Genomic DNA, 26,051 nt, shown 5'->3' with positions numbered 1-26,051 from the left:
GATGACCGCCACGAGCGAGCAGGTCGACACCCTGCTGCTGTTCGTCTGCGGGGCGCTCACGCTCCTCGTCCCGTTCGGCCTCGCGTTCTTCGTCGGCGGCCTCGGCGGGCGCTCCACGACCTCCCGTGCCATGAAGTTCGCCCTGACCGGCACGGCGGCGACCATCCTGCTCGGGGTGGCGGGCGGCTACGGGATGCTCGCGGGACGGCCGTTGCTGGCGCACGTGCTCGGCGCTCCGTCGTTCGACCTCGCCGCCGGCCTCGGGGCGGCGTCGCACCGGCCCGACCTGTACGCCCTGGCCAAAGCGGGGGCGATCCTCGCGGCGGCCTCGGTGTCGGTCGCGATCGTGGGCGTCGCCGTCGCGTCGCGGATCACGCTGCGCGCCTGGCTGGTCTTCACCGTGCTCTGGTCGGTGCTGGTGCTGTACCCGGCCGGCTACGCGGTGTTCGCGCTGGACGACGGCTGGGCGACCGGCGTGCTCGGCGTGATCGACTTCGGGGGAGCGCTGCCCATCGGCGTCGCGGCGGGCGCGGCGGCCGCCGGGGTCATCCTGGCGTGCGGGCGCGGCGAGCACCGGCCACCCGAGCGGCGCAGCTTCCCGGCCATCGCCATCGGCGGGACGCTGCTCTGGGTCGGCTGGCTCGGGCTGGTCGTCGGCTCGGAGGGGGCCGTGGACTCCTACACCGGCCTGATCGCGATCAACGCGTTCCTCGCCTCCGCCGGGGGCTGCCTGGCCTGGATGGTCGTGGACCGGGTGCTGCTGCGGCGGCCCACCACGGTGAGCGCGCTGTGCGGCGCCTTCTCCGGGCTCGTGGCGATCACACCGGCGGCCGGGGTGCTGACCGTCGGCTGGTCGCTGCTGCTCGGCGCCATCGCGGCGGTGGCGTGTGCGACGATGGTCGACCTGGCCGCGCGGGCGCGGTTCGGCGCCTCGATGGCGCTGATCGTGATCGTGACGGTCGCGAGCATGGTCGGCCTGCTCTACCTCGGGCTGTTCGCCGCGGGCGGCGGGATGGTGGACAGCGGCAACTTCGACCTGTTCACGGCGCAGGCGATCGCGGGGTTCTCGGTGCTGATCGGCTCGTTCCTGGTGTCGGTGCTGGTGGCGCTGGCGCTGCGCTTCACGGTGGGCCTCACCCGGATCCGCTATCGTGCCACGAGTGAGCCGACTCCTCGACGCGATCGCACGACTGTTCCGGCCAGCGGCGCGAAAGACTGAACGGCCCGCCTCCCGGTTCGCGCCTGCCCGCCCCGCACGCATCGCAGGGCTCGAGCCGGGGCGCGGCGGCGTGAACGCGACGGTCCAGGTCGACCCGCGCCGGCTGAAGGGCCTCCGCACCTCGTACAACCCCAAGACGGACGGCGAGCCCGACCCCGGCGAGATCGTCTGGACCTGGGTGCCGTACGAGGAGAACGACGGGCGCGGCAAGGACCGCCCGGTGCTCGTGGTGGCGGCAGAGCCGTCCGGCGCCCTGATCGCGGTCGCGCTGACCAGCCAGGCGCATCCCGGGCGTCCCGAGTACCTGGCGATCGGCGCGGGCGACTGGGACGGCCAGGGCCGGGCGAGCTTCGTCCGGCTCGACCGGGTGTTCCGCGTGCACCGCACCGGGATGCGCAGGAGGCTGCCGCCCTCGACGCGCGCCGGTTCGCGACCGTCCGCAACGCGCTGCGGACGCGGTACGGCTGGAGCTGAGCGGCGTCCGTGACGAACGGTGAACGCCGAGTGCACGGCTCCCGGACTTCGTCACTACAGTGTCGGCATGCCTGACGACTGTTCGCGCCCGCTCGACTTCGAGACCCGGCAGATCCACGCCGGAGCGGTGGTCGACGCCGAGACCCGCGCCCGCGTCACCCCGATCTACCAGACCGCCGGCTATGTCTTCGACGACTTCGACGACGGCGAGGAGCGCTTCGCCGGACGCAGCCGCTACCGTGCGTACTCGCGCAACGACAACCCGACCAACGCCGTCGCGGGGCGGCGCATCGCCGACCTGGAGGGCGGCGTCGACGGGATCGTGGTCTCCAGCGGGCAGGCCGCCATCGCCGCGGCGATCAACGCGCTCGCCGAGGCGGGCGACCACATCCTCGCCACCCGGTCGCTGTACGAGGGGACGCGGGAGATGTTCCGCGGCATCCTGAAGCGGCAGGGGATCGCGTTCGAGTACGTGGCCGACGACGCGTCCGACGCGGAGTGGGCGGCGCGGTTCCGGCCGAACACGAAGGCCGTCTACACGGAGACGCTGCCCAACCCGCTGAACCAGGTGGTCGACATCGAGCGGCTGGCCGGGATCGCGCACGCGGCCGGCGTCCCGCTGGTGGTCGACAACACCGTGCCGACGCCGTACCTCTGGCGGCCGATCGAGGACGGCGCCGACATCGTCGTGCACTCGACCTCCAAGTGGCTGTCCGGTCACGGATCGGTGATCGGCGGTGCCGTGGTCGACGGCGGCCGGTTCGACTGGGCGGCGCACGCGGAGCGCTTCCCGCAGCTCACCGAGCCGCCGCGGCCCGGGGTGGCCTCGTTCGTGGAGCGGTTCGGCGCGGGCGCGTTCCTGGCCTACCTGCGCGCGGTGATCGTGCTGGAGTACGGGCCGACGGTGCCGCCGATGAGTACGTTCCTGCTGCTGCACGGCATCGAGACGCTGTCGGTGCGGATGGACCGGCACGTGGCGAACGCGCAGGCGGTGGCGGAGTTCCTGGCAGGGCGGCCGGAGGTGGCGCGGGTGTTCTATCCGGGGCTGGCGGACGACCCGTTCCACGCGCTCGCGGCGAAGTACCTGCCGAATGGCGCCGGCTCCATCGTGTCCATCGACCTCGCCGGCGGCCGGGCGGCGGCGCAGCGGTTCCTCGACGCGCTGGAGCTGGTCAGCCCGATGACGCACATCGGCGACGTGCGCTCGCTGGCCATCCACCTGGGCAGCACCATCCACGCGAAGCTGACCGAGGAGGAGCGGCTGGAGGCCGGGATCACTCCCGGGCTGGTGCGCTTGTCCATCGGGATCGAGAGCCCCCGCGACATCATCGCCGACCTCCAGCACGCCCTCGAGGCGTAGCGCCGCGCGACATTCGTGCCGAATCGCGCGAATGCGCCGCCGTTTCGCGACATTCGTGCCGAATCGCGAGTGGGTTATGCGGGGAGGGGCGCCAGCGCCGCGCTCGCGGCGGCCACGGTCGCGGCGATGCGGCGGACGGCCTCCACCACCGTGCTCGGGTCGCACGCCAGGTTGATCCGGGCGAAGCCGCGGCCCTGCTCGCCGAACGCGAGACCGGAGTTGAGGGCGACCCGGCCGGTGTCGATCAGCACGCGGGCGGGGTCGTCGCCGAGCCCGGTCTCGCGGAAGTCCAGCCAAGCGAGGTAGCCGGCGTCGGGCCGGACCACCCGCACGGAGGGCGCGTGGACGGCCAGCTCCGCCTCCAGCAGCTGGAGGTTCGTCACGAGCTGGTCGAGCAGCCCGTCGCGCCAGCGCAGGCAGGACAGTGCCGCGACGTTGGCGTGGAGGCCGAGGATGCTGGTGCGCGCCGCGAGCTCCTCCGGGAGCCGGGTGAGCAGGTCGGCGGTGCCCGGCTCGGCGGCGACGATGACCGCGCACTTGAGCCCGGCGAGGTTCCAGGCCTTGCTGGCGGAGGTCACCGTGACGGCGCGGGCGCCGGCGGCCCGGGCGACGGGCGCGAACGGCGTGAAGCGGGAGCCCGGGTGGGCGAGCGGGGCGTGCACCTCGTCGCTGACGACGAACACCCCGTAACGGGCGGCGAGGCGGGCGAGCGCCTCCAGGGTGCGGCGGCTGTGACATCGGCCGGTCGGGTTCTGCGGGTTGCAGAGCAGCATGGCGTCGGCTCCCGCGGCGAAGGCGGCCTCCAGGCCGTCGAGGTCGAGCGTCCAGCCGGCGTCCTCGCGCAGCGGGACGGTGATCGCGACGGCGTCGGCCTCCTCGATCATCTCGAAGAAGGGTGGATAGACCGGAGGCGTCAGGACGACGCGGCCACCGGCCTCCGGGAGCACCAGCCGCAGCGTCTCGACCACGCCCACCGTCACGTCGGTGGCCAGGTGCACCCACTCCGGGTCGACGCCCCACGCCCACGAGCTCCAGGCGAAGTCCGCGAAGGCGGGCGCCAGCGGACCGGCCGAGTCGAGGTAGCCGGTGTCCGAGTTGCGGAGCGTCTCGGCGACGCGGTCGAGGATGGCCGGCTCGACGTCGAAGTCCATCTCGGCGACGAAGACCGGCAGGACGTCCGCGGGATAGCGGCGCCACTTGATGCTCGACCGGGACGCGAAGAGCTGCTCCAGGGGTCGGGCCGGTGCGAAGCTCATCGCCCAAGGATGCGGCACCGCAGCCCCGAGCGCATCCGCCCGCGTCACGGAACGTAAGGTAAGGGCGGGAGAGCCGTCGATCGGAGGCCCGTGCGCGTCGAGGTGCTGCACATCCAGGAGTGCCCGAGCTGGCGGGAGGCCGACGCGCGGCTGGAGGTCGCGCTCGCCGAGGCCGGGATCGACGCGGCGGTGGAGTACCGGCTGCTGGAGGATCCCGCCGACCTGGCAGCGACGGTGTTCGCCGGCTCGCCGACGATCGTGGTCGATGGCGCCGACCTCTTCCCGGCGGCCGAGCAGATCCGGGAGCTGGCCTGCCGGGTCTACGCGACGCCGGCGGGGCTGCGGGGGATGCCGGACACCGCGCAGCTGGTGGCGGCGCTGCGCGGGCTCACGGAGAGCGATCACCCGGTCCGCTGAGCGACTCGGAGCGAATACCGTACTGGCACGGATTCTGCGCCGGCGGCCCGTCGCTAGCGTTCGAGCCATGACCGATGTGACCGGCGCCCTCCCTCCCGACACCGACCGCTTCGCCTGGGTGCGCAGACTCCTGCCGCGGATCGTCGTCGGCGCGCTGATCGCCGCGGCGCTGGTCGGCGTCTACGCCGTGATCATCGGGACGTGGGACGAGACGTGCTGGCGGCTGATCGGCACGATCGCGCTGCTGGTGTTCTTCTCGCTGGTCTCCTGGTACGACGCGGACGTGTCCGCCCGCCGCGCGCCGTGGTTCGGCGCGGTGTCGGTGATCCTGTCGGCGTTCCTGCTGCTCGACGGCCTGGTGAAGCTCTGGGCGCCGGCGTTCGACGGGAGCTCCTCTTCGCCGGACGACGGGACCGGTACGTCCTCCTGGGGCGTCTTCGGCTGGATCGCGCTCGTCGCCGTCGTGCGGCTCGGCCTCCTGCACGTCCACCTGGTGCTGAACACCCAGCGCCGCTTCACCGGCCCGATCATGTCCAAGGTGACCGTGTGCACGCTGGTGCTGGTCGGCGCGCTCACGCTGGGGCTCGCGGCGCCGCTGGTGTTCGACCACACGACGTTCTCCGACACGTACTGGCGGCTCGTGGCGACCATCGCGATCCTGGACGCGCTGGGGACGATCCTGATCCCGTTGACCTACACGCTGTTCGGGCCGAAGGCGGCGAAGGGTTCGGCGCGCGCGGAGGCGGCTGCCGCTGCGGCGCCGCCCGTCGCGGCTGCTGCTCCGGCGGCCGCCGGGTACGCGGCGCCCGCCGCGTACGCGCGGCCCGCCGCTTCCGCCCCCGCTCCCACGGCGTCGTCCCCGTACCCGAACGTGCTGACGCCGTCCGGCGGCTACCGCCTGGAGTGGCCCCGCTACGTCAACGGCACTCCGCTCCCGGCCCGATCGGACGGCTCGCCGGACTTCACCGGCGTCGTCGGGTACTGAGCGCCCGATGTCCGAGGTTCAACGCACCGGACGGCCTCCTGCATGGCACCTGCTCTGGGTCGTCCCGGCCGTGGCCGCGTTCTGCGCGGTTCCGTTCATCGTCGCCGCGCTCTCCTGGTGCGGGATCAGCGGCTGCTCGGGCGGAGGCTGGGGCCGCGACCTCGACGACACCTGGATGGCGATCGTCGCCTGCTGCGTCGCGGCGGCCGCCCTGGCCATCCCGTTGCTGTTCATCCCGTGGGTCCGCCGCCGGGCCGTCAGGGTCCCGGTCGCCCTCCTGATCGGACTGGCGTGGGGGTACCTGATCGCGGTGCTCTCGCATGGCGAGGGCCCGTGGTTCACGCCGTGAACGCGAAAACCCCGGCCGTGACCGGGGTTCCATCGACGGTGGGCGATACCAGACTCGAACTGATGACCTCTTCCGTGTGAAGGAAGCGCGCTACCAACTGCGCCAATCGCCCGTGCGTTCGCGGCCGCGGATTCCGGCTGCGAGACTCGATACTAGCCGACCGCGGCACCGGATTGCACATCGGCCCCGCGCGCCGGGCGTGGTGGTGCGCGACACACCCGGAAGACGCGTCCGGTTTGGTCATCGGAGCGGGGATCAGCTAAAGTCATTCAAGTGCCGCGGGAGACCGGGGCGCGAAATGCGGATGTAGCGCAGTTGGTAGCGCATCACCTTGCCAAGGTGAGGGTCGCGAGTTCGAGTCTCGTCATCCGCTCGAGTCGGCCTGGTTTCCTCGGATTCCAGGCCTCTCGAATACGGTACGGTTCTTCCGTGTTGTGGCTTCGGTGGATTGGCCGAGAGGCGAGGCAGCGGCCTGCAAAGCCGTATACACGGGTTCGAATCCCGTATCCACCTCGAACCTGAGCACTCAGGCTCTGGGCGATTGGCGCAGCGGTAGCGCGCTTCCCTGACACGGAAGAGGTCACTGGTTCGATCCCAGTATCGCCCACCAACGAAAACCCCCGGGAGACCGGGGTTTTTCTGCATCTCCGGCCCGGCCGCGCCAGCAATGAGGTGCGCCTGAGCAGGCCTGCCCCCCCCCCGGCCTGCGAGAATCGCGGGATGCACGCACTGTTCCTGAACGGCACGGTCGGTGTCGGCAAGACCTCCGTCGCCGACGCGATCAGCGAACGGGAGGCGCGCCCGCACGCGGTGGTCGACCTCGACGAGATCCGCCGGTTCCGTCCCGCCGCGGCCGGCGACCCGTTCAACCTGGAGCTGCAGCTCGCGAACGTCGCGGCCCTGGTGGCGAACTTCGGCGTGGCGGGCGCGCAGCTCGGCGTCGTCGCCGGTGTCATCGAGTCCCGGGAGGACGCGGAGCGGTTCCGGCGCGCGGTCGGCGGTCAGGCGACCTTCGTGCGGCTGACCGCGGACGCCGCGGTCATCGAGGAGCGGCTGCGCGCGCGGCACGCGAACGATCCGGACGGATTGGCGTGGCACCTCGCCCGCGCGGCGGAGCTGACGGCGATCCTCGACTCCGCGGGCATCGAGGGCGACGTGGTCGACACGGGCGCGGACGATATGGAAGTGGTGGCAGCCCGGGTGCTGCGGTCGGTCGCAGCCGGGGAAGCGGCGCAGGCATGACGGCCGTGGAGGCCCCCGCGGGTGTTCTCGTCGTCCTCCGCGGCAACTCCGGCTCGGGGAAGTCCACCGTGGCTGCCCTGGTGCAGGCTGACTTCGAGCCCGGCGAGTGCCTCGTGGTCCCTCAGGACGTCGTGCGGAGGCAGCTCCTGAACGAAGCCGACAGGGCGGAGGCGGCCACCATCGACGTGCTCCGGACGATCGCCGCCTGGGGACTCGCCCGAGGACTCGTGGTCGTGGTCGAGGGCATCATGAACGCCGGACGCTACCAGCGCACGCTCGAACAGCTCGCCGCGATCGCGTCGCGTTCGCACTTCTTCGCCTGGGACGTCCCGCTGGAGGAGACCCTCCGGAGGCACGCGACGCGGGCGAAGTCGGAGGCGTTCACCGTGGACGAGATGAGCGGCTGGTATCACGGCTGGCAGCCGCTGGACTTCGTGACGGAGACGCGATTCGACGCGTCGGTCAGCGCGCGAGCCGCGGCCGACCGGGTGCTGGAGACGGCGCGTCGCGCTACCCTCTGACCGTGGGGTACGGGGTCCTGGGCGCGTCGATCTTCTTCGTGGGCGCGGCCATGGTCGCGGGCGCCGTGCTGGTCGCGCGACGGCTCGCCCGGCGCGACGCCGTCCGCGACGCACGCGCCCAGGCCTGGTCGGCCGGCAGCACCCGCCTCATCGAGCAGTTGAACGGCTCCACCTTCGAACGCGTGACGTTCGACGTGGACGACCCGCAGCTGGTGTTCCTCGGCGAGCGACGGGCGATCGTCACCATCCCCGAATGGCCGACCGTCGTGGTCGGGACCCGCGTGCTCCGCTTCGGCGACGCGGGTTTCCGTCAGGCCATCGTGTCCCTGCAGGGCGACACCGTCCGGTCGGCGCGGACGTCCCCGGATCGGGAGGTCGTGATCGAGCTGGGCGGGGGGACGTTTCTGATCGAGCCGACTCTCATGCCACCTCCACGACGTCGACGATCGTGCCGTACTCCTCCGTGAGCTGCGCCGTCGCGACGCACCGGACGGGCAACGTATCGCCCTCCCGCAGGTCCGGCGCGAAGCGGAGGGTGATGTGCGCCCGGTAGCCGTCGTGCCAGTAGTCGGGCTCGTCGGCGACGAAGCCCGGGAGGCGTTCGACGGCCTCCGCGAGCGCTTCGTGCACGCCCGGGAAGGAGTCGGGCTCCACGAGCTGGACCGGGTTGTCGCGCGAGGGGCCGAACATCGCGCGGCCGGCGATTCGGGCCGAGACCGGTGGGCCATCCACCAGCGCGTCGCGGACGACCTCGATCACCCGTCCCGGCGATGCCTCGGCCGCGAAGTTCGACACCAGCGTCACGTGCGCGGGCCACGCCGAGCGGGCGATGGACGTCCCGACGTCGATCGGTGCGAAGAGGGCGACGACGGCGAAGGCGTTCGGCGTCATCGCGGCGGCTCCGCCACCAGCACGAAGAGCAGGAACGCGAGGAAGCGCCCGCTCTCGCGCCTCCCGACCTCCGGGAAGCGGTCGAACGCGTCCGGGGCCGGAGCCGGCTCACTGATCGTCGCGATCCTGAAGCCGGCGGCGGCGAACGCGTCGGTCATCGCGTGCAGCGGACGGTCCCAGAAGGTGAGCTCGGCGGTCCGGCCGGCCAGCGTCCACTGCTCGGTCCGCTCGTGGATGCCGAAGTACTCGCGGTCGCCGCCGGACAGCCGGTCCGCGAGGAAGACGGCGGTGGGATGCTCCTCGGAGACGATCAGGCGTCCGCCCGGCTTCAGGACGCGATGCAGCTCGGCGAGGGCCGGCCCCCAGTCCTTCAGGTAGTGGAGGACCTGCGACGCGATGACGTCGTCGAACGTGTCGTCGTCGAACGGCAGCGGCTCCGCCAAGTCGGCGACGCGTAGGTCCGCTCCGGCGCCGAGCCTGGCTCGCGCCTGGTCGAGCATCCCGGCGCTCGCGTCCACACCGGTGACGGTCGCACCGCGGTCGCGGAGGTCGGCCAGGATCGGGCCCGAGCCGCATCCGACGTCCAGGATCCGGCGGCCGGCGACGTCGCCCGCGAGCTCGACGAGCGCGGGCCGGTTGTAGTACTCGTTCAGCAGGCTGGTCGCGTTGAGCTCCGCGTAGCCGTCGGCGATCGCGTCGTAGGGAGCCGTGGGCGGGGCGCCGTCAGGGCCGGTGTCGAGTGATCGAGTCATACCGGCATGCTGGCAGACGGAGCGGTCAGCCCGCATCCGCGAGCACCTGGTCGATCCAGGCCTGCCGCGGCAGCGCCCGGATCTCCTCGTGTGTGTACCACCCCAGTTCGGCGATCTCCTCGCCGTCAGGGTTCGCCTTTCCGGCGAGGCGGCACTCGTACGCGGTGGTCACGTAGCCGACCCGGTCGCCGTTCGGGTAGTCGACCATCAGCGGCTCGCCGCCGTAGGCGCCGACGATCCCCGTGATCCGTACCGCGGCGCCGGTCTCCTCGAAGACCTCGCGAGCCAGCGCCTCCGCGGGCTGCTCACCAGGCTCGACGCCGCCGCCGATCAGGCTCCACTCGGCGGAGTGCGGAGCCCGCGCGAGCAGGAAGCGCTCGCCGTCCCGGATCACCGCCGTGACGCCGGGCAGCAGCAGGAAGTCGTTCCCGATCCGCTCGCGGATCGACAGGACGTAGTCGGACATCGGCATGCCCGCAGCCTACGCAGCGCGGGCTACCCTGTCCGTCATGCCATCGGAACAGCCACCACCCACGTCCACCACGGGCGGCCCCGCTCTCGTGCTCGTCGTCGGCCGCCCCGCGTCGGGGAAGACCACCGTCAGCACCGCCATCGCCGCCCGCTGGGGCCTCCCCATCGTGTCCAAGGACAGGCTGAAGGAGATCCTGTTCGACACCCTGGGCTCCGGGGACCGGGAGTGGTCGATGGCGCTGGGCCGGGCCGGTTTCGCGCTGCTCGACTACGTGGTCGAGCGGCAGCTGCAGGCGGGCGCGCCGTTCGTGGTGGACGCCGCGTTCAACGCCGCCTACGAGGACGCGAAGTTCCGGTCGTGGCAGGCGGAGTACGGCTTCACGGCGATCCAGGTGCACTGCACGGCGTCGCCGGACGAGCTGGTCCGCCGGTTCGAGGCGCGCGCCCGCGACGGGTCGCGGCATCCCGGGCACGCCGACCATGCCTGGGTGGAGCAGTTCCGGGACAGCATCCACGACGACCGGCGGGAGGTGCTCGACCTGGCCGGGGAGGTGCTGCCGTACGAGTCGGAGGCTCCCGGGGCGCTGGAGGAGCTGCTGGCGCGGCTGGAGCGGGTGCTGCCGGCGGCCGGGCGCCGAGAGCCCTAGTCCCGCACCCCCGCATACCGCATCAACGTCGACTCCCGCCGCACGAATCCGACCGACTCGTACAGCGCGATGGCCGCCTGGCGGCTCGGTCGCGACGTCAAGTCCAGCGTCCGGAGCCCCCGCTCCTCGGCGAGCCGGATGATCGCCTCCAGCAGCCTCCGGGCGATGCCCCGGCCGCGGTGCGCGTCGTCCACCACCACGTCGTCCACGTGCCCGCGCCAGCCGGTCGCGAGCGGGAACGACGCCAGCGTGGCCATCCCGGCCACCTCGCCGTCGACGCGGGCGACGAGCAGGTCGGTGCCCGGGTGGCTCAGCATCGCCACGAGCCGCTCCTCGTCGAACGTGGAGGAGCGGGAGAGCTGGGGGAGCAGCCGGCGGATCGCGGCCAGGTCTCCGCTGTCGAGGGCGGTCGGGACGTCGATCTCGATCGTGGTCATGCGCTCCACCGTATCCGCCCTCACCACGCGAACCCATCCGGATCCCGCACCTGCCATCCAGCCCGCGCAGAGAGCTTGCCGTGGCGCGTCCTCCCGATGCAGTGTGTGCATGCGGGCGCCGGATGCCAGGGCATCGGCTTCCGGTACCCGGGCAGGTGATTGCTCGTGGAGACGTGCGTCAGGGTCGCGGCCCGAACCGTGAACCGGCCACGGCCGGTGTGGAGCCAGGCGATCGCGGGGGATCGCCTGCGATGAGTCATGCGCCACAGCGGCGGGAGGGGCGGTGTCGTCCGGCGGCGGGTCAGCGTGCCGGCCGCGATGCTCGGCACCGCCCTCCTCGTCGCCGCGCTGCTGGCCGCGGTGGTGCTGGTCGCCGCCCCGCGAGTCCCGAGGTCCGCGTCCGCGAGCACCCGCGGGGTCGGGGTCTACGTGTGGCCGCGGGTCAGTGACTCCGGCACCACCACCCACCTCGCCGTCTACGACTTCGCCAGCCACCGCGTCCGTCAGCTGACGCACCCGCCCGACCTCTCGGTCGACTACGGCCCCCGCGTGTCACCGGACGGCCGCTACGTGCTGTTCGGCCGCGCGACCCGGACCCTCCGCTTCGAGGTGCGGGTCATCGGGCTCGACGGCCGCGGTGAACGACGCCTCGACCACGGCAGCCGGCTCGCACCGGAGGGCGCCACCCACCCGGTGTGGGCGCCCGACGGCCACCGCGTGATCTACACGATGCAGACCGGCGACCGGGCAGGCGAGTTGTGGCTGACCGACCTCGCCGGGGAATTCCCCATCCGGATCTCCGCAGGGAGCCCGTGGCTCAGCGAGAGCGCTCCGACGTTCTCGCCGGCCGGATACCGCGTCGTACTGGCACACGACCCCACCGGTCGCACCGCACTCTTCCGGCAGGACCGCGACGGCTCGCACAGCGTCCAGCTCACCGCCTGGTCCCTGGGCGTCGGAGTGGCCCACCTCTCCACCGCGCGCTCCGGACCGACCCGCGACCTCCTCGCGTTCACCGTGGGTGCGCAACTGGCGACGATGCCGGCGACGTGCCGCTCCGTCGCCGCCTGTTACGAGAAGCTCAGATACGTCGCGCCGGGCAGGATCGCGCTCGGCGCCACCTGGGCCGGCGGCCGGGCCATCGTGTTCCACGACCCGACCGAGGGGCGCGGAAGGGAGGGGACGCTCTGGGCGCTCATCTGGGACGGCGACCGTCCGGTGCTGCACGAGCTGCCCGTCATGGACCATGCCGAACCGCCGTGGCGGCACATCCCGCTGGAGTGAGCGTCGTCTCGTTCCTGAACGAAGTCTCAGAAAACCATACTTGGTCTACCCCTGTTCACAGGGGTTGGATAGCCGTGCGCCTACCAGCGCATCCATCGCATTGGTGAAAGGACATCCATGCGCACGACAACCAGAACCCTCAGGGCCGCAGCCGTCACCACCGGCGCGGCCCTTCTCTTTGCCGCGGTGGCGGCGTCACCCGCCGTCGCAGCGCCAGGAAGGAACGCCCTGCCGGGCAGTCAGCCGGCGTGGGCGAACGCGAAAGCGCTCCGCTCCGCGGCGCCCGCGACCGACACGGTCGACCTCCGGGTGTACCTGCCCTGGCAGAACCAGGCGCAGGCGGCGGCGACGGCGCTCGCCGTGTCCACACCCGGCTCGGCGAGCTACCGGCACTACCTGACCCCGCAGCAGTTCCGCCAGCAGTTCGCTCCCGCGCAGTCCAGCGTGGTCGCGGTGCAGCAGTTCCTGCGGTCCGCCGGATTCAACATCGTGGACACTCCGTCCAACAACCGGTACGTCTCCGCCGAGGGGACGGTGGCCCAGGCGCAGAACGCGTTCGGCGTGACGCTCGGGGAGTACGACGCCTACGGCACCACGCTGCGCGCGCCGGAGTCCGCGGTCACCATCCCGGCCTCCCTCACCGGGATCGTGGAGAGCGTGGCGGGCCTCGACCAGGGCGCCGACCTGATCGCGCCGAGCAACACGAACGGCAACGGCCCGAACCAGGTCCACGGCGCACCGTCCGCGGGCTTCCGCGCCGGGCAGCCGTGCTCGCTCTGGTACGGCGAGAAGACGGTCGCGATGCCGAACGCCCCGGCGTACGGCACCAGCAGCAAGCCGATCGCGCCGTGCGGGTACACCCCGGCCCAGGTGCGCGGCCTCTACGGCCTCGACTCCGTCGCCGCGACGGGAGCAGGCCAGACGGTCGCCTTCGTCGGCGCCACCGCGAGCCCGACCATCGTGCAGGACGTGACGAAGTACAGCAGCCTGCACAACCTGCCCGCACCGAAGATCACCCAGATGGTGGCGCCAGGGGTCTACAAGCTCCCGGACACGCCCAAGCAGACGCCGGGCGACTTCTACGGTGAGGAGACGCTGGACGCCGAGGCCATCCACTCGATGGCGCCGGATGCCAGCCTGCTCTACGTCGCCTCCTCGAACGCGCGGCAGGACTTCGACGCGTCGGTCAACCACATCGTCGACAAGCACCTGGCGAGCATCCTCTCGATCTCCTACGGGTTCGCCGGGGAGGCCGTGCCGCAGGGCTTCATCAACAGCCTGAACAACACGTTCATCCAGGCGGCGGCGACCGGCATCGGCGTCTTCGTCTCCAGCGGCGACAGCGGTGACGAGGTCGGCAACTTCGGTTCGCCCCAGGTCGACTTCTACGCCGACAGCCCGTGGGTGACCGCGGTCGGCGGTTCGTCCGCCTCCGTCGTCCCGACCGGCGCCGCTCCGGCCGGCCTCGGCTACGGCTCGGTCGACGACCCGTCCTCCGCCCTCAACCAGAACGGCTGGAAGCGGTCGTTCGAGGTGGGCTGGCAGACCGGTCTCGACGCGGTGAAGCCCACCGCGACCGACCACATCACGAGCGCGCCGTACGAGTTGGACGGCACGTTCGCGGCGGCCCTGCCCGGCAACTTCAACGGCGGTGGCGGTGGAGGCGTGAGCAAGATCTTCGCGCAGCCGTCGTACCAGGCCGCGGCGGTCGGCTCGGCGTCCGGGAGGCTGGTGCCCGACATCAGCGCCCTGGCCGACCCGAACACGGGCCTGCTCGTCGGTCAGACCCAGACGTTCAGCAACGGGACGTACTACGACGAGTACCGCATCGGCGGCACCTCCGTCGCCGCCCCGCTGACCGCGGGGATGGCGGCCGTCGCCAACCAGCTCGCCGGCGCTCCGCTCGGGTTCCTGAACCCGCGCATCTACGGGGCGTACTCGGCCGGAGGCTCGGCCTACTACGACGTCGACCAGAAGGACATGTTCGGCTCGGCGCTGCCGAGCGTCCTCCGGGTCAACTACGTCGACAGCGAGAGCGCCGCGGGCGGTCTCAGCTACAGCCTGCGGACGCAGGAGACGCCGAGCCAGACGCTCCACAGCACCAAGGGCTATGACACCGCGACCGGAGTGGGGACGCCGAACGGCGCCTCGTTCTTCGCGGCGATCACGAAGTAGCCGCGCCCGCAACACACGAGTGCCCCCTCCCGGACGGGAGGGGGCACTCGTGTGTCAGCGGTCGATCAGTAGCAGACGGCGAAGGTGTCCACGTCGCTGGAGAGCACCGAGGTGCCACCCGCGATCTCGTAGGACGACGTGCCGAGCCTGACGAACTGGTCGCCGATCGCCCGCGGAATGCAGCTCGTGTTGGCGAGCATGAGCGGCTGGGACGTCGCGCCGGCCGCGGCGCCGGCCACCAGCGCGTCCTGCCAGGCGTAGCCGGAGGCGACGTAGGCCGAGGAGGCGCTGTTGTTCGCGAAGCCGGCCGCGACAAGCGCCGCACTGGTGTCGAAGCGGGTCGCTCCGCCGATCCGCGTCGCGGTGATCCCCGAGCTCGTCGCGGAGTCCGCCCACGCCTGCGCGATGACGGAGGTCCCGCCGATCAGCGTCACCGCGCGGAACGGCCGGGCGGCGAGGTAGGACGCGGTGGCCGGGTCCATCCCCGAGCCGTCGACCAGGAGGAGCGGCACGCCCTTCTTCGCCGCGACCGGGGCCGCGGTGAGCGCGTCGGCGAAGGACGAGCCCGTCGCGACGTACGCCGACGTGGCGGACGGGAACGCGTAGCTGGCGACCAGCCGGGAGGTCTCGAACCGGTCGGCGCCGCCGATGCGCTGCAGCGGACGGTTCAGGGCGGCGAGCTGGGCGTAGGCGCTGGAGTCGATCGCCGCGGTCCCGCCGATGACGACGATCTTGGCCGGCTGCAGCCGGTTGAGCTCGGCGATCGTCCCGGCCGGAACCGTGGAGGTGCCGGCCAGGAGCACGGGCCCCTTCTGGGCGCCGGCGGCCGCAGCGGCTGAGAGCGCGTCAGGGAAGTTCATCCCCGACGCCACATACGCGACGGGGACACCCGGGTTCGGGAACGCGTGCTGCGAGATCTGCACGGCCGTGTCGAAGCGGTCGGTCCCGGCGAGCCGCTGGGACGACGGGACGGTCGCGCTGGCCGGTGAGAAGAAGGAGGTCTTGCAGCCGAGGGAGGCGTTGCCCGCGGAGTCGCCCGGCAGCGCGATGACCGTGATGCAGGCCCCGTACTGCCCGTTGCCCGACCAAGGCACTTGGGCCGTGAACCCGTGGTAGTTTCCGACTGCCGGGTAGACGGAGGCGACATCCGGCCTGCTCTGGTTGGCCGTCACCGTCGTCTGCGTCACCCCGGAGGGCGTGTTCCAGGTGACCTGCACCTGCACGGGCGCGGCGAGGTTCGTCTGGTCGAACGCCCATCCCGAGACCGAGAAGGAGCTCCCACTGTTGAGCGTCGCCGTGTCATAGGACCCGATCGGCGGGTGGTTCTGCGCCCCCAGGGCGAACTGCGTCAGCTGGGTCTGGGTGCCGTTGAAGATGTCCTGGTCGCCCGCGAATGTCCCGGCGTCCGCGTACTGCCACATCGTCCAGTTCACCCAGCTCGCGGGGAGGGCTCCCGGAGTGCTGGTGCCGTACCGGGCGACGAACACGGGGTAGGCGCCGAACGTGTTGTTGGAGCCGGTGCAGGTGTTCCACCAGTTCGCGGTGGAGTAGATCGCGGGCCGTACGCCGGTGAGGTTCTGCACGGTCGACACGAAGTCGTAGATCCAGTTGGACATGTCGACGGTCGAGAGCCCCCAGCACGAGTTCGTGTGGTCGGTGGCCGTGTACGGGTCGTACTCGATGTCGAGCAGCGGCGGGAGGGTGCGGCCGTCCGGGGACCAGCCGCCGCCGTTGGCGACGAAGTACCGGGCCTGCGTGGCGCCGTTCGTGGTGTTGGGCGTTGCGAAGTGGTAGGCCCCGCGGATCAGGCCGGCGCTGTACGACCCGGAGTACTGGGTGCTGAACTGGCTGCTGGTGTAGTCGGTGCCCTCCGACGCCTTGATGTAGACGAAGCGGGCGCCTGCCGCGTACTGGGACGGCCAGTTGATGCCGGTCTGCCAGCCGCTGACGTCCATCCCGAGCACGCCCGTGACGCCGAGCGAGGCCTTGAACTGCGACTTCGCCGCGGTGCCGCTGGCCGGGTCGGACGAGGGGATCGTCGATCCCATCGTGTGGTTGCGCGCCGCGTTCATCTCGGCGATGCCCGGGTCACCGGCCGGCGCCTGCGGCGCCGTCGACGGGGAGGCGGTGGAGGTCGGCGCCGGCGTGGGCGCCTGCGTCGGTGCTGACGTCGGTGCGGCAGAGGGCGACGGTGTCGGCGTCGCGCCCCGCGCCGTCGTGGCGTGCGCCGACGCCGGCACCTCGGCCGCGACGGCGGGTACAGCGGGGACGACGGCTACTGCGGTCAGGATGGCTGCTGCGAGAACCGCGAGGCCGGTCTTCATGGTGGACACATCCGCTCTGAAGGGGTGGGGAGGGTGGAGTCCGTCCGTTCGGGTCGTCCGGGGCCCCGGGTCGGAGGGGCACGCGGGCAGTTTAGCCCGGGCCCGCGAAGAGTTGGGCGGTCGGAGCCCCGCGAGTCGTACCCCAATTCGGGCCGCGACCTGGCCACGCATCCGGTCCGCTGCGCCGCTGCGCGCCGACTAGAGTTGAACGCATCCCATTGGAATACGACTCAAGGAGTGGACAGGTGGCCGACGGCTTCGAGCTCTTCACCGACCGTTCCGTTGTCGCGATGCGCGTCAACGGTGAGCTGAAGGATCTCGCGACGACCGTCACGACCACCGACACCGTCGAGCCGGTCACCATCGACTCGCCGGACGGCCTCGGCATCCTCCGCCACTCCACCGCGCACGTCCTCGCGCAGGCCGTGCAGGCGATCAACCCGGAGGCCAAGCTCGGCATCGGGCCGCCCATCACCGACGGCTTCTACTACGACTTCGACGTCGCCGAGCCGTTCACCCCGGAGGACCTGAAGGCCCTCGACAAGGAGATGGCGCGGATCGTGCGCGCGGGCCAGCGTTTCATGCGCCGCGTGGTCACCGACGACGAGGCGCGCGCCGAGCTCGCCGGCGAGCCGTACAAGCTGGAGCTGATCGGGCTGAAGGGCTCCGGCGCGGAGTCCGGCGGCGGCGACGAGTCCGTGGAGGTCGGCTCTGGCGAGCTGACCATCTACGACAACGTCGACCCGAAGACCGGCGAGACGATCTGGAAGGACCTCTGCCGCGGCCCGCACGTCCCGAGCACCCGCATGCTCGGCAACGGCTGGGCGCTCACCCGCGTCGCCGCCGCCTACTGGCGCGGCTCGGAGAAGAACCCGCAGCTGCAACGCGTCTACGGAACCGCGTGGCCCAGCAAGGACGAGCTGCGCGCATACCAGACCCGCATGGAGGAGGCCGCCAAGCGCGACCACCGCAAGCTCGGCGCGGAGCTCGACCTGTTCAGCTTCCCGGACGAGATCGGCTCGGGCCTGGCGGTGTTCCACCCCAAGGGCGGGATCATCCGCAACGAGATCGAGAACTTCATGCGCGAGCGGCTGATCGCGAACGACTACGAGCTGGTGAACACGCCGCACATCACCAAGGCGCACCTCTACGAGATCAGCCAGCACCTCAACTGGTACAAGGACGGCATGTTCCCGCCCATGCACCTGGACGAGGAGCGCGACACCGAGGGCAACATCACCCGGCAGGGGCAGGACTACTACCTCAAGCCGATGAACTGCCCGATGCACAACCTGATCTTCCGGGCGCGTGGGCGCAGCTATCGCGAGCTGCCGCTGCGGCTGGCGGAGTTCGGCACGGTGTATCGGTACGAGAAGTCCGGCACGCTCTCCGGCCTCACCCGCGTGCGCGGCCTGACGCAGGACGACGCGCATATCTACGTCACTGACGACCAGATCAAGGACGAGGTCGCGCGCCAGCTGGAGTTCGTGCTGGAGACCCTGCGCGGCTACGGCCTCACCGACTTCTATCTGGAGCTCTCCACCAAGGACCCGGAGAAGTACGTCGGCAGCGACGAGAGCTGGGAGACGGCGACCGAGACCCTCCGCGAGGTGGCGATCGAGTCCGGCCTGGAGCTCGTGGACGACCCGGGCGGAGCGGCGTTCTACGGCCCGAAGATCTCGGTGCAGGCGCGCGACGCCATCGGCCGCACCTGGCAGCTCTCGACGGTCCAGCTCGACTTCAACCAGCCGGAGCTGTTCGAGCTGGAGTACAACGCCGCCGACGGCACGCGCAAGCAGCCGGCGATGATCCACCGCGCGCTGCTCGGCTCGATCGAGCGGTTCTTCGCGATCCTCCTGGAGCACTACGCGGGCGCCTTCCCGGTCTGGCTGTCGCCGGTCCAGGTGGTGGGCATCCCGGTCGCCGACAATTACGGGCCCTTCCTGGACGACGTGATCGCGCGGCTGAAGGCCAGGGGAGTGCGCGCCGATGTGGACCACTCCGACGACCGCATGCAGAAGAAGATCCGCACGCACACCAAGGCCAAGGTCCCCTTCCAGCTCATCGTGGGCGAGGAGGACGCCTCGGCGAGCACGGTGTCCTTCCGCTTCCGCGACGGCAGCCAGCGCAACGGCGTGACCGTGGACGAGGCGATCGAGCGGATCGTCGCGAGCATCGAGAGCCACGAGCTGGTCGAGACCGCATGGCTCGACTGAGCCTCGACGACTACGCCGACGAGGGCGGCGCGGGCGTCGATGCGGAGCAGATCCGCATCGACGACCTGTCGCACCTCGTCGGCGTGCCCGACGAGTTCCAGCGGCTGTGGACCCCGCACCGGATGGTCTACATCCAGCACGGGCAGCAGCCCGGCAAGGACGACTGCCCGTTCTGCGTCGCGCCCAGCCTGAGCGACGAGGACGCGCTGATCGTCGCGCGCGGCGAGCACGCCTACGCGCTGCTCAACCTGTTCCCGTACAACAGCGGCCACCTGCTGGTCTGCCCGTACCGCCACATCGCGAACTACGACGAGGCGACGCCGGAGGAGGTCGCCGAGATCGGGAGCATCACGCAGACCGCGATGCGTGTCATCCGCGAGGTCTCCCGCAACGACGGCTTCAACATCGGGATGAACCAGGGCGAGGTCGCCGGAGCCGGAATCGCGGCGCACCTCCACCAGCACATCGTGCCGCGCTGGGCGCAGGACGCGAACTTCTTCCCGATCATCGCCAAGACGAAGGCGCTGCCGCAGCTCCTCGGCGAGGTCCGCGCCGCCATCGCGAACGCCTGGCCGCACGACGCCGACTGACGCACCCCGATTCGTGCCGAATGTCGTGTTCGCTGGCGCGAAAGGCGACATTCGGCACGAATGTGGAGGGGGTCAGCGCACCTGCGTGACCGTGAACTGCTCGCGCGGGTGCGCGTACGACTCCTGCGACTCCACGAGCCGGAGCTCGCGCTCACCCGACGCCAGCGTGTTCGCGAGCAGGTCGTAGACGCTGGAGACGGTCTTGCTGAGTGCGGAGGCCGCGTCGCCGGACGCGACGTAGTGCGCCGTGAACAGCGCCGCCGTGACGTCGCCCGACCCGTTCGCCTTCAGCGCCAGTCGCGGCGTCTGCACGATCCACGCACCGGCGTCGTCCACTGCAAGCATCTCGATCGTGCCGTCCGGCTGGTCCGGCCGCTCCACGCTGGTGACGAGGACCGTGCGCGGCCCCATCGCCCGCGCGGCGTCGACGGAGGCGAGCGTGGACTCCAGGTCGCCCGGCTCGGTCCCGGTGAGGTAGCCGAGCTCGAACTGGTTCGGCGTGATGATGTCGGCGATAGGAACGACCCTGTCGCGCAGCAGCTCGGGGATGGCCGGCGCGACGAAGCAGCCGGACTTCGCGTTGCCCATCACCGGGTCGCACGCGTACACGGCGTCCGGGTTGGCGGCCTTCACGCGGGCCACGGCGTCCACGATCACGTCCCCGATGCCCTCGCCGCCCTGATATCCGGAGAGCACGGCGTCGATGCTCCCGAGCACGCCGCGCTCCTCGATCCCGGTGATCACCGCGCGCACGTCGTCCGGCGCGATCAGCGGCCCACGCCAGGCGCCGTAGCCGGTGTGGTTCGAGAAGTTGACGGTGTAGACGGGCAGGACCTCCACGCCGATGCGCTGGAGCGGGAACACGGCGGCGGAGTTGCCGACGTGGCCGTAGGCGACAGCGGACTGGATCGAGAGGATACGCATCATTCGATCCTGGCAGATCAGAGGCGGGGCGCAGAGCGCTCGGCCGCCTCCACCAGGTCGTCCACCAGCCGCGCAGCCTCCTCGTCGCCGAGGTCGTGCACCGTCAGCCGCAGGTGGTGCGACGCCGCGGGCCGCCCGCCCAGCAGGAACTCGTCGCCGGTCCGGGCCAGCCAGCCGCGCCGCATCAGCCGCTCCGCCACGATCCGCGCCTCGACCGGCAGCTCCACCCAGAGGTTGAGCCCGTCGGCCGCCTCGGTCGGCAGGCCCCGGGAGCTGAGCTGCTCCGCGAACGCCGCGTTCCGCACGGCGTAGTGCCGCCCGGCCTCCGCGACCTCGCTCAGCACCGTGTCGTCGGTGAGCTGGGCGAGCACGAGCCGCTGCAGGATGTGGCTCACCCAGGTGGTGCCGGGGCTCAGCCGGAAGGCGAGCCGGTCGGAGGTCTCCGCGTCGGTCGCGGCGATCGCGAGGCACATGTCGGGGCCGAGGAACTTCGAGACCGAGCGGACCAGCGCGAAGCGGCGGTGCCCCGGCCCGATCAGCGTCTCGTACGGCCGCTGCGACAGCATGGAGAAGTGGTCGTCCTCGATCACGAGCACGTAGGGATGGTCGGCCAGCAGCGCACGCAGGGCCGCGGCGCGTGCGGGGGAGAGGGTGGCGCCCGTCGGGTTCTGCGCGCGCGGCGTGCAGATGATCGCGCGCACGCCGGCGTCCAGCGCCGCGCGGAGGCCGTCCACGGTCATCCCCTCGGCGTCCACCGGCACGGGCACCGCGCGGTAGCCGCCGTGGCGGACCGTGTGGATGCTGGCCAGGAAGCATGGGTCCTCCAGTGCGACCGCGTCGTCGCGCAGCAGGGCCTGCGCCAGGAGTCGCTCGACGGCGTCGACCGCGCCGTTCGTCACGGTGATCCGGAGGTCACGGTCGGCCAGGTCCTCCCGCACCCAGGCGAGCGCGATGGCCTCCAGGGCCGGGTCGATCACCGGCTCGCCGTAGAGCACCGGCCGCCCGGTCGCGCGGGCCAGCGCCGAGGAGAGGTCGGGGATGCGGCCGGGATCGGGATTGCCCGTGCCGACGTCGCGGAGGACGCTGTCGGTCGCGTAGCCCTCCTGCGCCACGGCCTCCACGCCCGCGATGACCGTGCCGGCCCTGCCGCGTGCCACGACCACGCCTGCCTGCGCCAGCAGCCGGTACGCGGCGACGGCCGTGTTCCGGTTGACCTGGAGCCGGGCGGCCAGCTCGCGCACCGGGGGAGGGCGTCGCCGCGTCGCAGCGCACCGCGCTCGTGCAGCGCGCGCACGCTCGCCGCGATCTCCGCCGCAGTCGTGCCCGTGATGACCTGTTCGTCCACTTTCGCTCCCCGGCGTCGAGTCTAACCAGCCCTCCGAGTGATGATATCTTCGGCATAGGCCAAAACTTTTTCGTACCGCACGAGAGGGCGATCATGACAGTCACAGAACAGGGCACCGCCACGGGGTCGAGCCGGGTCAAGCGCGGCCTGGCCGAGATGCTGAAGGGCGGCGTCATCATGGACGTCGTCACGCCGGAGCAGGCCCGCATCGCCGAGGACGCCGGCGCCGTCGCCGTGATGGCGCTGGAGCGCGTCCCCGCCGACATCCGCGCGCAGGGCGGCGTCGCCCGCATGAGCGACCCGGACCTGATCGAGGCGATCATCGCCGAGGTCTCCATCCCGGTCATGGCGAAGGCCCGCATCGGCCACTTCGTCGAGGCCCAGGTGCTGCAGGCGCTGGATGTGGACTACATCGACGAGTCCGAGGTGCTCTCGCCCGCCGACTACGTCAACCACATCGACAAGTGGCAGTTCACCGTGCCGTTCGTCTGCGGCGCCACCAACCTCGGTGAGGCGCTGCGCCGCATCAACGAGGGCGCAGCGATGATCCGCTCCAAGGGCGAGGCCGGCACCGGCGACGTCTCGGAGGCCACCAAGCACATCCGCAAGATCACCTCCGAGATCAACGCGCTGAAGTCGATGACGCGCGACGAGCTCTACGTCGCCGCCAAGGACCTCCAGGCTCCGTACGAGCTGGTCGCCGAGATCGCCGAGACCGGCAAGCTCCCCGTCGTGCTGTTCACCGCGGGCGGCGTGGCCACCCCGGCCGACGCCGCGATGATGATGCAGCTCGGCGCGGACGGCGTCTTCGTCGGCTCCGGCATCTTCAAGTCGGGCAACCCGGAGCAGCGCGCCGCCGCGATCGTCAAGGCGACCACGTTCTACGACGACCCGCAGGTCATCGCCGAGGTCTCCCGCGGCCTGGGCGAGGCGATGGTCGGCATCAACGTCTCCGACCTCGCCGCGCCGCACCGCCTCGCCGAGCGTGGCTGGTAACGCAGCCGCCGCCCCCGCGTCGGCGTCCTGGCCCTGCAGGGAGACTTCCGCGAGCACATCGCGGTCCTGCGCGGCCTGGGCGCCGACGCCGTCCCCGTGCGCCGGGCGGAGGAGCTGGAGAGCATCGACGGCCTGGTCATCCCGGGCGGCGAGTCCAGCGTCATGGACAAGCTGTCCCGGGCGTTCGGCGTCGCCGAGCCGCTGAAGGCCGCCATCGCCGCCGGGCTGCCGGTCTATGGCACCTGCGCCGGCCTGATCATGCTCGCGGACGCGATCGTGGACGGCATCGCCGGCCAGCAGAGCCTCGGCAGCCTCGACGTCGCGGTGCGCCGCAACGCCTTCGGGTCCCAGGTGGACTCCTTCGAGACCGACCTCGACATCCCGCAGCTCGGCGACGAGCCGGTGCACGCGGTGTTCATCCGCGCGCCGATCGTGGAGAGCGTGGGGGAGAAGGCGACCGTGCTCGCCCGCGTCCCGGACGGGCGCGTCGTGGCGGTGGAGCAGGGCGACCTGCTCGGGACGTCGTTCCACCCGGAGATCACGGGGGATACGCGGTTCCATGAGTACTTCCTCGCGAAGGTGCGGGCGCGGGTGAACGGGCGGGTGGACGCCGCGGTCTGAGGATGGTGCGTCGGCGCCGCGTTCCCCTATGATCGCGGCGTGCCGACGCCTCCCGCCGAGCGGCCGCCGTTCCGGGTCCCGGTCGGCACCGCGGCCAACCCCGTCCTGGAGCAGGACGTCCTCGCCCGGTTGATGGCGCTCGGCGAGTCGGAGGAGTTCCGCGTCGGGGACACGCTGTTCCGCGCCGGGGACGAGGGGCTCGACTTCTTCGTCATGGAGTCCGGCCGGGTCGACATCGTCCGGGAGGCGACGGCGGACTCGCGGGCGCGCGTCGTCGCCGAGTGGCAGGCCGGCGAGTTCCTCGGCGAGCTGAGCATGCTGACCGGGCAGTCCTCCCTGCTCACCGCCCGCATCGTCGAGCCGAGCCGGGTGCGGCGCATCCCGAACGCGGCGTTCAAGCAGCTCATGTCGAACGACGGCGAGCTGTCGGAGATCCTGCTCGCGGCCTTCCGCGCCCGGCGGCGGCTGCTGATGGCCGCCGCCGACCGCACGACCCAGATCTTCGGGACGGAGGGCTCCGCCGCGGCCCTGGCGCTGCGCCGCTACGCCGCGCGCATGGAGCTGCCGCACCGCTGGATCGACGTCTCGACCGAGCCGGGCCGCGCCGCGCTGCAGGCCTCCGAGCATGCCGGCCTCGACCTCCCGCTCGTGGTGTCCCGGGGCGCGGTGATCGCCGCCGCGACCCCGCTCGCGCTCGCGGAGGCGGTCGGCCTGGCGTACCGCTACCGCGACGGCGACGAGTTCGACCTGGTCGTCGTCGGCGCGGGGCCGGCCGGGCTCGCGGCCGGCATCTACGGCGCCTCCGAGGGCCTGCGGACCCTGGTGCTCGACGCTCTCGCGCCCGGCGGCCAGGCGGCGGCGAGCTCCCGGATCGAGAACTACCTCGGCTTCCCGTCCGGCGTCTCCGGCGCCGAGATCACCGAGCTGGGCCTGGTGCAGGCGCTGAAGTTCGGGGTGCGGCTGTCGGCGCCGGCGGAGGTCACCGCACTGTCTCCGCGCGAGGGCGGCCACGAGTTGACGCTGGCGGAGGGCGACGCCATCCGGGCGCGCACGATCGTCGTCGCCACCGGAGCCCGCTACCGCCGCCTCCCGCTGGAGCGCTGGGCGGACTTCGAGGGCGGCAGCATCTTCTTCGCGACGACCGAGCTGGAGGCAAGGACCGTCGCGCGCCGGCCCGCGATCGTCGTGGGCGGCGCGAACTCCGCAGGCCAGGCCGCGCTCTACCTCGCCGAGCTGGGCAGCGACGTCGCCCTGGTCGTCCGCGGACCGGACATCGCGGCCAAGATGTCCAGCTACCTGGTCGACCGGGTGCGGTCGCACGAGCGGATCACGGTGCACACCTCGTCCGACGCGACGGCGCTGCACGGCGGCGATCAGCTGGAGGCCGTCACGCTCACCTCGTCCGCCACCGGAGCGAGCGAGCGGGTCCCCGCCGCTGCGCTGTTCTGCTTCGTCGGCGCGGAGCCGCGGGCGTCCTGGCTGAGCGGCGCGGCGGTGGACGCCAGCGGCTTCCTGCTGACGGACGTCGACCTCCCCGCCGTCGCCGACGCCGGTCGCGGGCCGCTGCCGTTCGAGACGAGCCTGGCCGGCGTCTTCGCCGCGGGCGACGTCCGTCACGGGTCGATGAAGCGCATCGCCGCGGCGGTCGGGGAGGGCGCCAGCGCCGTCGCCTCGGTGCACCGGGCGCTCGCGGCGCAGTAGCGCTCCCGCCGTCGCGCCTTCGGGAGGCCTCCTGACGAGGCATTATTATGGACAGGTTCAAACGCAACTCGAGGGAGCACCAGTGTCCGGGCATTCCAAGTGGGCAACGACCAAGCACAAGAAGGCGGTCATCGACGCCCGCCGCGCGAAGTCGTTCGCCAAGCTGATCAAGAACATCGAGGTGGCGGCGAAGACCGGCGGCGCCGACCTGTCCGGCAACCCGACCCTGGTCGACGCGGTCCAGAAGGCCAAGAAGACCTCGGTCCCCAACGACAACATCGACCGCGCGATCAAGCGCGGCGCCGGCCTCACCGGCGAGTCGATCGAGTACACGACCATCATGTACGAGGGCTACGGCCCGGGCGGCGTCGCCCTCATGATCGAGTGCCTCACCGACAACAAGAACCGCGCCGCCGCCGAGGTCCGCACCGCGATGACCCGCAACGGCGGAACAATGGCCGACCCGGGCTCCGTGGCGTACAACTTCCACCGCAAGGGCGTCATCGTCGTCCCGCACGCGGACGGCGTCGACGAGGACACCGTCCTCACCGCGGTCCTCGACGCGGGGGCCGAGGAGGTCACCGACCGCGGCGAGAGCTTCGAGGTGCTCACCGAGGCCACCGACCTGGTCGGCGCGCGCACCGCGCTGCAGGAGGCCGGCATCGACTACGACTCGGCCGACGCGGAGTTCGTCGCCACGGTCAACGTGGAGGCCGACGCCGAGCTCGCCCGCAAGGTCTTCCGCCTCATCGACGCCCTGGAGGACTCGGACGACGTGCAGAACGTCTACACGAACCTCGACCTCACGCCCGAGGTGCAGGCGCAGCTCGAAGACGACGAGTAAGGCGCCGCGA

At 71.7% G+C, this 26,051-nt stretch carries 25 protein-coding genes, 4 tRNA genes and 1 pseudogene; 21 read left to right on the top strand and 9 right to left on the bottom strand.

Annotated elements, in window-relative coordinates:
- Window position 1: 1 nt before the first annotated feature.
- From ACQ86L_RS03840 to ACQ86L_RS03830, 3 genes are all read left to right on the top strand, one after another.
- Entirely contained in the window at window positions 2–1,219 is a 1,218-nt protein-coding gene (locus tag ACQ86L_RS03840; RefSeq protein WP_434317754.1) for an ammonium transporter, read from the top strand.
- Between the two features lie 70 nt (window positions 1,220–1,289).
- Complete coding sequence (locus ACQ86L_RS03835; RefSeq protein WP_434317753.1) at window positions 1,290–1,706, top strand: type II toxin-antitoxin system PemK/MazF family toxin; 417 nt, start codon at window positions 1,290–1,292, stop codon at window positions 1,704–1,706.
- A gap of 54 nt (window positions 1,707–1,760) precedes the next feature.
- A complete protein-coding gene (locus ACQ86L_RS03830) occupies window positions 1,761–3,053 on the top strand; it encodes an O-acetylhomoserine aminocarboxypropyltransferase/cysteine synthase family protein (RefSeq protein WP_434317752.1) in 1,293 nt (430 codons plus the stop codon).
- Between the two features lie 74 nt (window positions 3,054–3,127).
- On the opposite strand, the gene ACQ86L_RS03825 is transcribed toward ACQ86L_RS03830, so the two are convergent.
- Window positions 3,128–4,309: a MalY/PatB family protein gene (locus ACQ86L_RS03825; protein WP_434317751.1), complete on the bottom strand. Its 1,182-nt coding sequence runs from the start codon at window positions 4,307–4,309 to the stop codon at window positions 3,128–3,130.
- Between the two features lie 90 nt (window positions 4,310–4,399).
- Between ACQ86L_RS03825 and ACQ86L_RS03820 the strand changes: the two genes are divergently transcribed.
- From ACQ86L_RS03820 to ACQ86L_RS03810, 3 genes are all read left to right on the top strand, one after another.
- Window positions 4,400–4,726 (top strand): hypothetical protein, encoded by a 327-nt coding sequence (locus ACQ86L_RS03820; protein WP_434317750.1) that lies wholly within the window; start codon window positions 4,400–4,402, stop codon window positions 4,724–4,726.
- A 67-nt stretch (window positions 4,727–4,793) separates the two neighbouring features.
- Window positions 4,794–5,711 carry a hypothetical protein gene (locus tag ACQ86L_RS03815; protein ID WP_434317749.1) on the top strand — a complete coding sequence of 306 codons (918 nt, stop codon included), beginning with the start codon at window positions 4,794–4,796 and terminating at the stop codon, window positions 5,709–5,711.
- Window positions 5,712–5,718: 7 nt separating this feature from the next.
- Window positions 5,719–6,060: a hypothetical protein gene (locus ACQ86L_RS03810; protein WP_434317748.1), complete on the top strand. Its 342-nt coding sequence runs from the start codon at window positions 5,719–5,721 to the stop codon at window positions 6,058–6,060.
- A 39-nt stretch (window positions 6,061–6,099) separates the two neighbouring features.
- Here the strand turns inward: ACQ86L_RS03810 and ACQ86L_RS03805 are convergent.
- Window positions 6,100–6,172: transfer RNA gene (locus tag ACQ86L_RS03805), tRNA-Val, on the bottom strand.
- A gap of 188 nt (window positions 6,173–6,360) precedes the next feature.
- On the opposite strand from ACQ86L_RS03805, the gene ACQ86L_RS03800 reads away from it, so the two are divergent.
- The 6 genes from ACQ86L_RS03800 to ACQ86L_RS03775 all read left to right on the top strand — a co-directional run bounded on the left by ACQ86L_RS03800 (window position 6,361) and on the right by ACQ86L_RS03775 (window position 8,290).
- Window positions 6,361–6,433 (top strand) — tRNA-Gly (locus tag ACQ86L_RS03800).
- A 69-nt stretch (window positions 6,434–6,502) separates the two neighbouring features.
- Window positions 6,503–6,573 (top strand) — tRNA-Cys (locus ACQ86L_RS03795).
- A 22-nt stretch (window positions 6,574–6,595) separates the two neighbouring features.
- Window positions 6,596–6,670, top strand: a tRNA-Val gene (locus ACQ86L_RS03790).
- 110 nt (window positions 6,671–6,780) lie between these two features.
- Window positions 6,781–7,302, top strand: coding sequence for an AAA family ATPase (locus ACQ86L_RS03785; protein ID WP_434317747.1), 522 nt, complete (start codon window positions 6,781–6,783; stop codon window positions 7,300–7,302).
- Entirely contained in the window at window positions 7,299–7,823 is a 525-nt protein-coding gene (locus ACQ86L_RS03780) for an AAA family ATPase (protein ID WP_434317746.1), read from the top strand. Before ACQ86L_RS03785 ends, ACQ86L_RS03780 begins: the two co-directional genes overlap by 4 nt.
- Window positions 7,824–7,825: 2 nt before the next feature.
- Window positions 7,826–8,290: a hypothetical protein gene (locus tag ACQ86L_RS03775; protein ID WP_434317745.1), complete on the top strand. Its 465-nt coding sequence runs from the start codon at window positions 7,826–7,828 to the stop codon at window positions 8,288–8,290.
- On the opposite strand, the gene ACQ86L_RS03770 is transcribed toward ACQ86L_RS03775, so the two are convergent.
- Genes ACQ86L_RS03770 through ACQ86L_RS03760 form a run of 3 tightly spaced genes read right to left on the bottom strand, consistent with a single transcriptional unit; the run spans window position 8,244 to window position 9,938 of the window.
- Window positions 8,244–8,714 carry a 2'-5' RNA ligase family protein gene (locus ACQ86L_RS03770; protein ID WP_434317744.1) on the bottom strand — a complete coding sequence of 157 codons (471 nt, stop codon included), beginning with the start codon at window positions 8,712–8,714 and terminating at the stop codon, window positions 8,244–8,246. The two genes, ACQ86L_RS03775 and ACQ86L_RS03770, sit on opposite strands and share 47 nt — an antisense overlap.
- Window positions 8,711–9,466, bottom strand: coding sequence for a class I SAM-dependent methyltransferase (locus ACQ86L_RS03765; protein WP_434317743.1), 756 nt, complete (start codon window positions 9,464–9,466; stop codon window positions 8,711–8,713). The genes ACQ86L_RS03770 and ACQ86L_RS03765 overlap by 4 nt, the downstream gene beginning before the upstream one ends.
- 25 nt (window positions 9,467–9,491) lie before the next feature.
- Window positions 9,492–9,938 (bottom strand): NUDIX domain-containing protein, encoded by a 447-nt coding sequence (locus tag ACQ86L_RS03760; protein WP_434317742.1) that lies wholly within the window; start codon window positions 9,936–9,938, stop codon window positions 9,492–9,494.
- Window positions 9,939–9,975: 37 nt separating this feature from the next.
- On the opposite strand from ACQ86L_RS03760, the gene ACQ86L_RS03755 reads away from it, so the two are divergent.
- Window positions 9,976–10,584 carry an AAA family ATPase gene (locus tag ACQ86L_RS03755; protein WP_434317741.1) on the top strand — a complete coding sequence of 203 codons (609 nt, stop codon included), beginning with the start codon at window positions 9,976–9,978 and terminating at the stop codon, window positions 10,582–10,584.
- Here the strand turns inward: ACQ86L_RS03755 and ACQ86L_RS03750 are convergent.
- Window positions 10,581–11,021, bottom strand: a complete 441-nt coding sequence (locus ACQ86L_RS03750) for a GNAT family N-acetyltransferase (protein ID WP_434317740.1) — start codon at window positions 11,019–11,021, stop codon at window positions 10,581–10,583. The genes ACQ86L_RS03755 and ACQ86L_RS03750 overlap by 4 nt on opposite strands.
- A gap of 258 nt (window positions 11,022–11,279) precedes the next feature.
- On the opposite strand from ACQ86L_RS03750, the gene ACQ86L_RS03745 reads away from it, so the two are divergent.
- Window positions 11,280–12,305: a TolB family protein gene (locus ACQ86L_RS03745; protein ID WP_434317739.1), complete on the top strand. Its 1,026-nt coding sequence runs from the start codon at window positions 11,280–11,282 to the stop codon at window positions 12,303–12,305.
- 117 nt (window positions 12,306–12,422) lie between these two features.
- Window positions 12,423–14,480: a S53 family peptidase gene (locus ACQ86L_RS03740; protein WP_434317738.1), complete on the top strand. Its 2,058-nt coding sequence runs from the start codon at window positions 12,423–12,425 to the stop codon at window positions 14,478–14,480.
- A 65-nt stretch (window positions 14,481–14,545) separates the two neighbouring features.
- On the opposite strand, the gene ACQ86L_RS03735 is transcribed toward ACQ86L_RS03740, so the two are convergent.
- Window positions 14,546–16,804, bottom strand: coding sequence for a cell wall-binding repeat-containing protein (locus tag ACQ86L_RS03735; RefSeq protein WP_434318980.1), 2,259 nt, complete (start codon window positions 16,802–16,804; stop codon window positions 14,546–14,548).
- 245 nt (window positions 16,805–17,049) lie between these two features.
- Here ACQ86L_RS03735 and thrS point away from each other — a divergent pair, with 245 nt between their 5' ends.
- The gene (gene thrS / locus ACQ86L_RS03730) at window positions 17,050–19,020 is read left to right on the top strand and encodes a threonine--tRNA ligase (protein WP_434317737.1); all 1,971 of its coding nucleotides are present in this window, start codon (window positions 17,050–17,052) and stop codon (window positions 19,018–19,020) included.
- Entirely contained in the window at window positions 19,008–19,610 is a 603-nt protein-coding gene (locus ACQ86L_RS03725) for an HIT family protein (RefSeq protein WP_434317736.1), read from the top strand. Before thrS ends, ACQ86L_RS03725 begins: the two co-directional genes overlap by 13 nt.
- 72 nt (window positions 19,611–19,682) lie before the next feature.
- Here ACQ86L_RS03725 and pdxY read toward each other — a convergent pair whose 3' ends face one another.
- The gene (gene pdxY, locus ACQ86L_RS03720) at window positions 19,683–20,534 is read right to left on the bottom strand and encodes a pyridoxal kinase PdxY (RefSeq protein WP_434317735.1); all 852 of its coding nucleotides are present in this window, start codon (window positions 20,532–20,534) and stop codon (window positions 19,683–19,685) included.
- A gap of 17 nt (window positions 20,535–20,551) precedes the next feature.
- Window positions 20,552–21,879, bottom strand: a pseudogene (locus ACQ86L_RS03715) (aminotransferase class I/II-fold pyridoxal phosphate-dependent enzyme).
- 93 nt (window positions 21,880–21,972) lie between these two features.
- Between ACQ86L_RS03715 and pdxS the strand changes: the two are divergent.
- The 4 genes from pdxS to ACQ86L_RS03695 all read left to right on the top strand — a co-directional run bounded on the left by pdxS (window position 21,973) and on the right by ACQ86L_RS03695 (window position 26,041).
- Window positions 21,973–22,875: a pyridoxal 5'-phosphate synthase lyase subunit PdxS gene (pdxS, locus tag ACQ86L_RS03710; protein ID WP_185277226.1), complete on the top strand. Its 903-nt coding sequence runs from the start codon at window positions 21,973–21,975 to the stop codon at window positions 22,873–22,875.
- Window positions 22,876–22,902: 27 nt separating this feature from the next.
- Window positions 22,903–23,496 carry a pyridoxal 5'-phosphate synthase glutaminase subunit PdxT gene (gene pdxT / locus ACQ86L_RS03705; protein WP_434318979.1) on the top strand — a complete coding sequence of 198 codons (594 nt, stop codon included), beginning with the start codon at window positions 22,903–22,905 and terminating at the stop codon, window positions 23,494–23,496.
- 39 nt (window positions 23,497–23,535) lie between these two features.
- A complete protein-coding gene (locus ACQ86L_RS03700) occupies window positions 23,536–25,197 on the top strand; it encodes an FAD-dependent oxidoreductase (protein WP_434317734.1) in 1,662 nt (553 codons plus the stop codon).
- A gap of 82 nt (window positions 25,198–25,279) precedes the next feature.
- Window positions 25,280–26,041: a YebC/PmpR family DNA-binding transcriptional regulator gene (locus ACQ86L_RS03695; RefSeq protein ID WP_345834830.1), complete on the top strand. Its 762-nt coding sequence runs from the start codon at window positions 25,280–25,282 to the stop codon at window positions 26,039–26,041.
- Window positions 26,042–26,051: the final 10 nt, after the last annotated feature.

The organism is Leifsonia sp. P73 (assembly GCF_051059105.1).
Lineage (GTDB): Bacteria > Actinomycetota > Actinomycetes > Actinomycetales > Microbacteriaceae > Leifsonia.
Note: the sequence above shows the minus strand (reverse complement) of the source record. Positions and strands in the feature narration are given on the sequence as shown.

Excerpts from the sequence above, each read along its gene's own strand:
- ACQ86L_RS03840 (WP_434317754.1), top strand. The coding sequence starts at position 2 with ATGACCGCCACGAGCGAGCAGGTCGACACCCTGCTGCTGTTCGTCTGC.
- ACQ86L_RS03830 (WP_434317752.1), top strand. The coding sequence starts at position 1,761 with ATGCCTGACGACTGTTCGCGCCCGCTCGACTTCGAGACCCGGCAGATC.
- ACQ86L_RS03825 (WP_434317751.1), bottom strand. The coding sequence starts at position 4,309 with ATGAGCTTCGCACCGGCCCGACCCCTGGAGCAGCTCTTCGCGTCCCGG.
- ACQ86L_RS03815 (WP_434317749.1), top strand. The coding sequence starts at position 4,794 with ATGACCGATGTGACCGGCGCCCTCCCTCCCGACACCGACCGCTTCGCC.
- ACQ86L_RS03810 (WP_434317748.1), top strand. The coding sequence starts at position 5,719 with ATGTCCGAGGTTCAACGCACCGGACGGCCTCCTGCATGGCACCTGCTC.
- ACQ86L_RS03785 (WP_434317747.1), top strand. The coding sequence starts at position 6,781 with ATGCACGCACTGTTCCTGAACGGCACGGTCGGTGTCGGCAAGACCTCC.
- ACQ86L_RS03780 (WP_434317746.1), top strand. The coding sequence starts at position 7,299 with ATGACGGCCGTGGAGGCCCCCGCGGGTGTTCTCGTCGTCCTCCGCGGC.
- ACQ86L_RS03770 (WP_434317744.1), bottom strand. The coding sequence starts at position 8,714 with ATGACGCCGAACGCCTTCGCCGTCGTCGCCCTCTTCGCACCGATCGAC.
- ACQ86L_RS03765 (WP_434317743.1), bottom strand. The coding sequence starts at position 9,466 with ATGACTCGATCACTCGACACCGGCCCTGACGGCGCCCCGCCCACGGCT.
- ACQ86L_RS03760 (WP_434317742.1), bottom strand. The coding sequence starts at position 9,938 with ATGCCGATGTCCGACTACGTCCTGTCGATCCGCGAGCGGATCGGGAAC.
- ACQ86L_RS03755 (WP_434317741.1), top strand. The coding sequence starts at position 9,976 with ATGCCATCGGAACAGCCACCACCCACGTCCACCACGGGCGGCCCCGCT.
- ACQ86L_RS03750 (WP_434317740.1), bottom strand. The coding sequence starts at position 11,021 with ATGACCACGATCGAGATCGACGTCCCGACCGCCCTCGACAGCGGAGAC.
- ACQ86L_RS03745 (WP_434317739.1), top strand. The coding sequence starts at position 11,280 with ATGCGCCACAGCGGCGGGAGGGGCGGTGTCGTCCGGCGGCGGGTCAGC.
- ACQ86L_RS03740 (WP_434317738.1), top strand. The coding sequence starts at position 12,423 with ATGCGCACGACAACCAGAACCCTCAGGGCCGCAGCCGTCACCACCGGC.
- ACQ86L_RS03735 (WP_434318980.1), bottom strand. The coding sequence starts at position 16,804 with ATGAAGACCGGCCTCGCGGTTCTCGCAGCAGCCATCCTGACCGCAGTA.
- ACQ86L_RS03725 (WP_434317736.1), top strand. The coding sequence starts at position 19,008 with ATGGCTCGACTGAGCCTCGACGACTACGCCGACGAGGGCGGCGCGGGC.
- pdxY (WP_434317735.1), bottom strand. The coding sequence starts at position 20,534 with ATGCGTATCCTCTCGATCCAGTCCGCTGTCGCCTACGGCCACGTCGGC.
- pdxS (WP_185277226.1), top strand. The coding sequence starts at position 21,973 with ATGACAGTCACAGAACAGGGCACCGCCACGGGGTCGAGCCGGGTCAAG.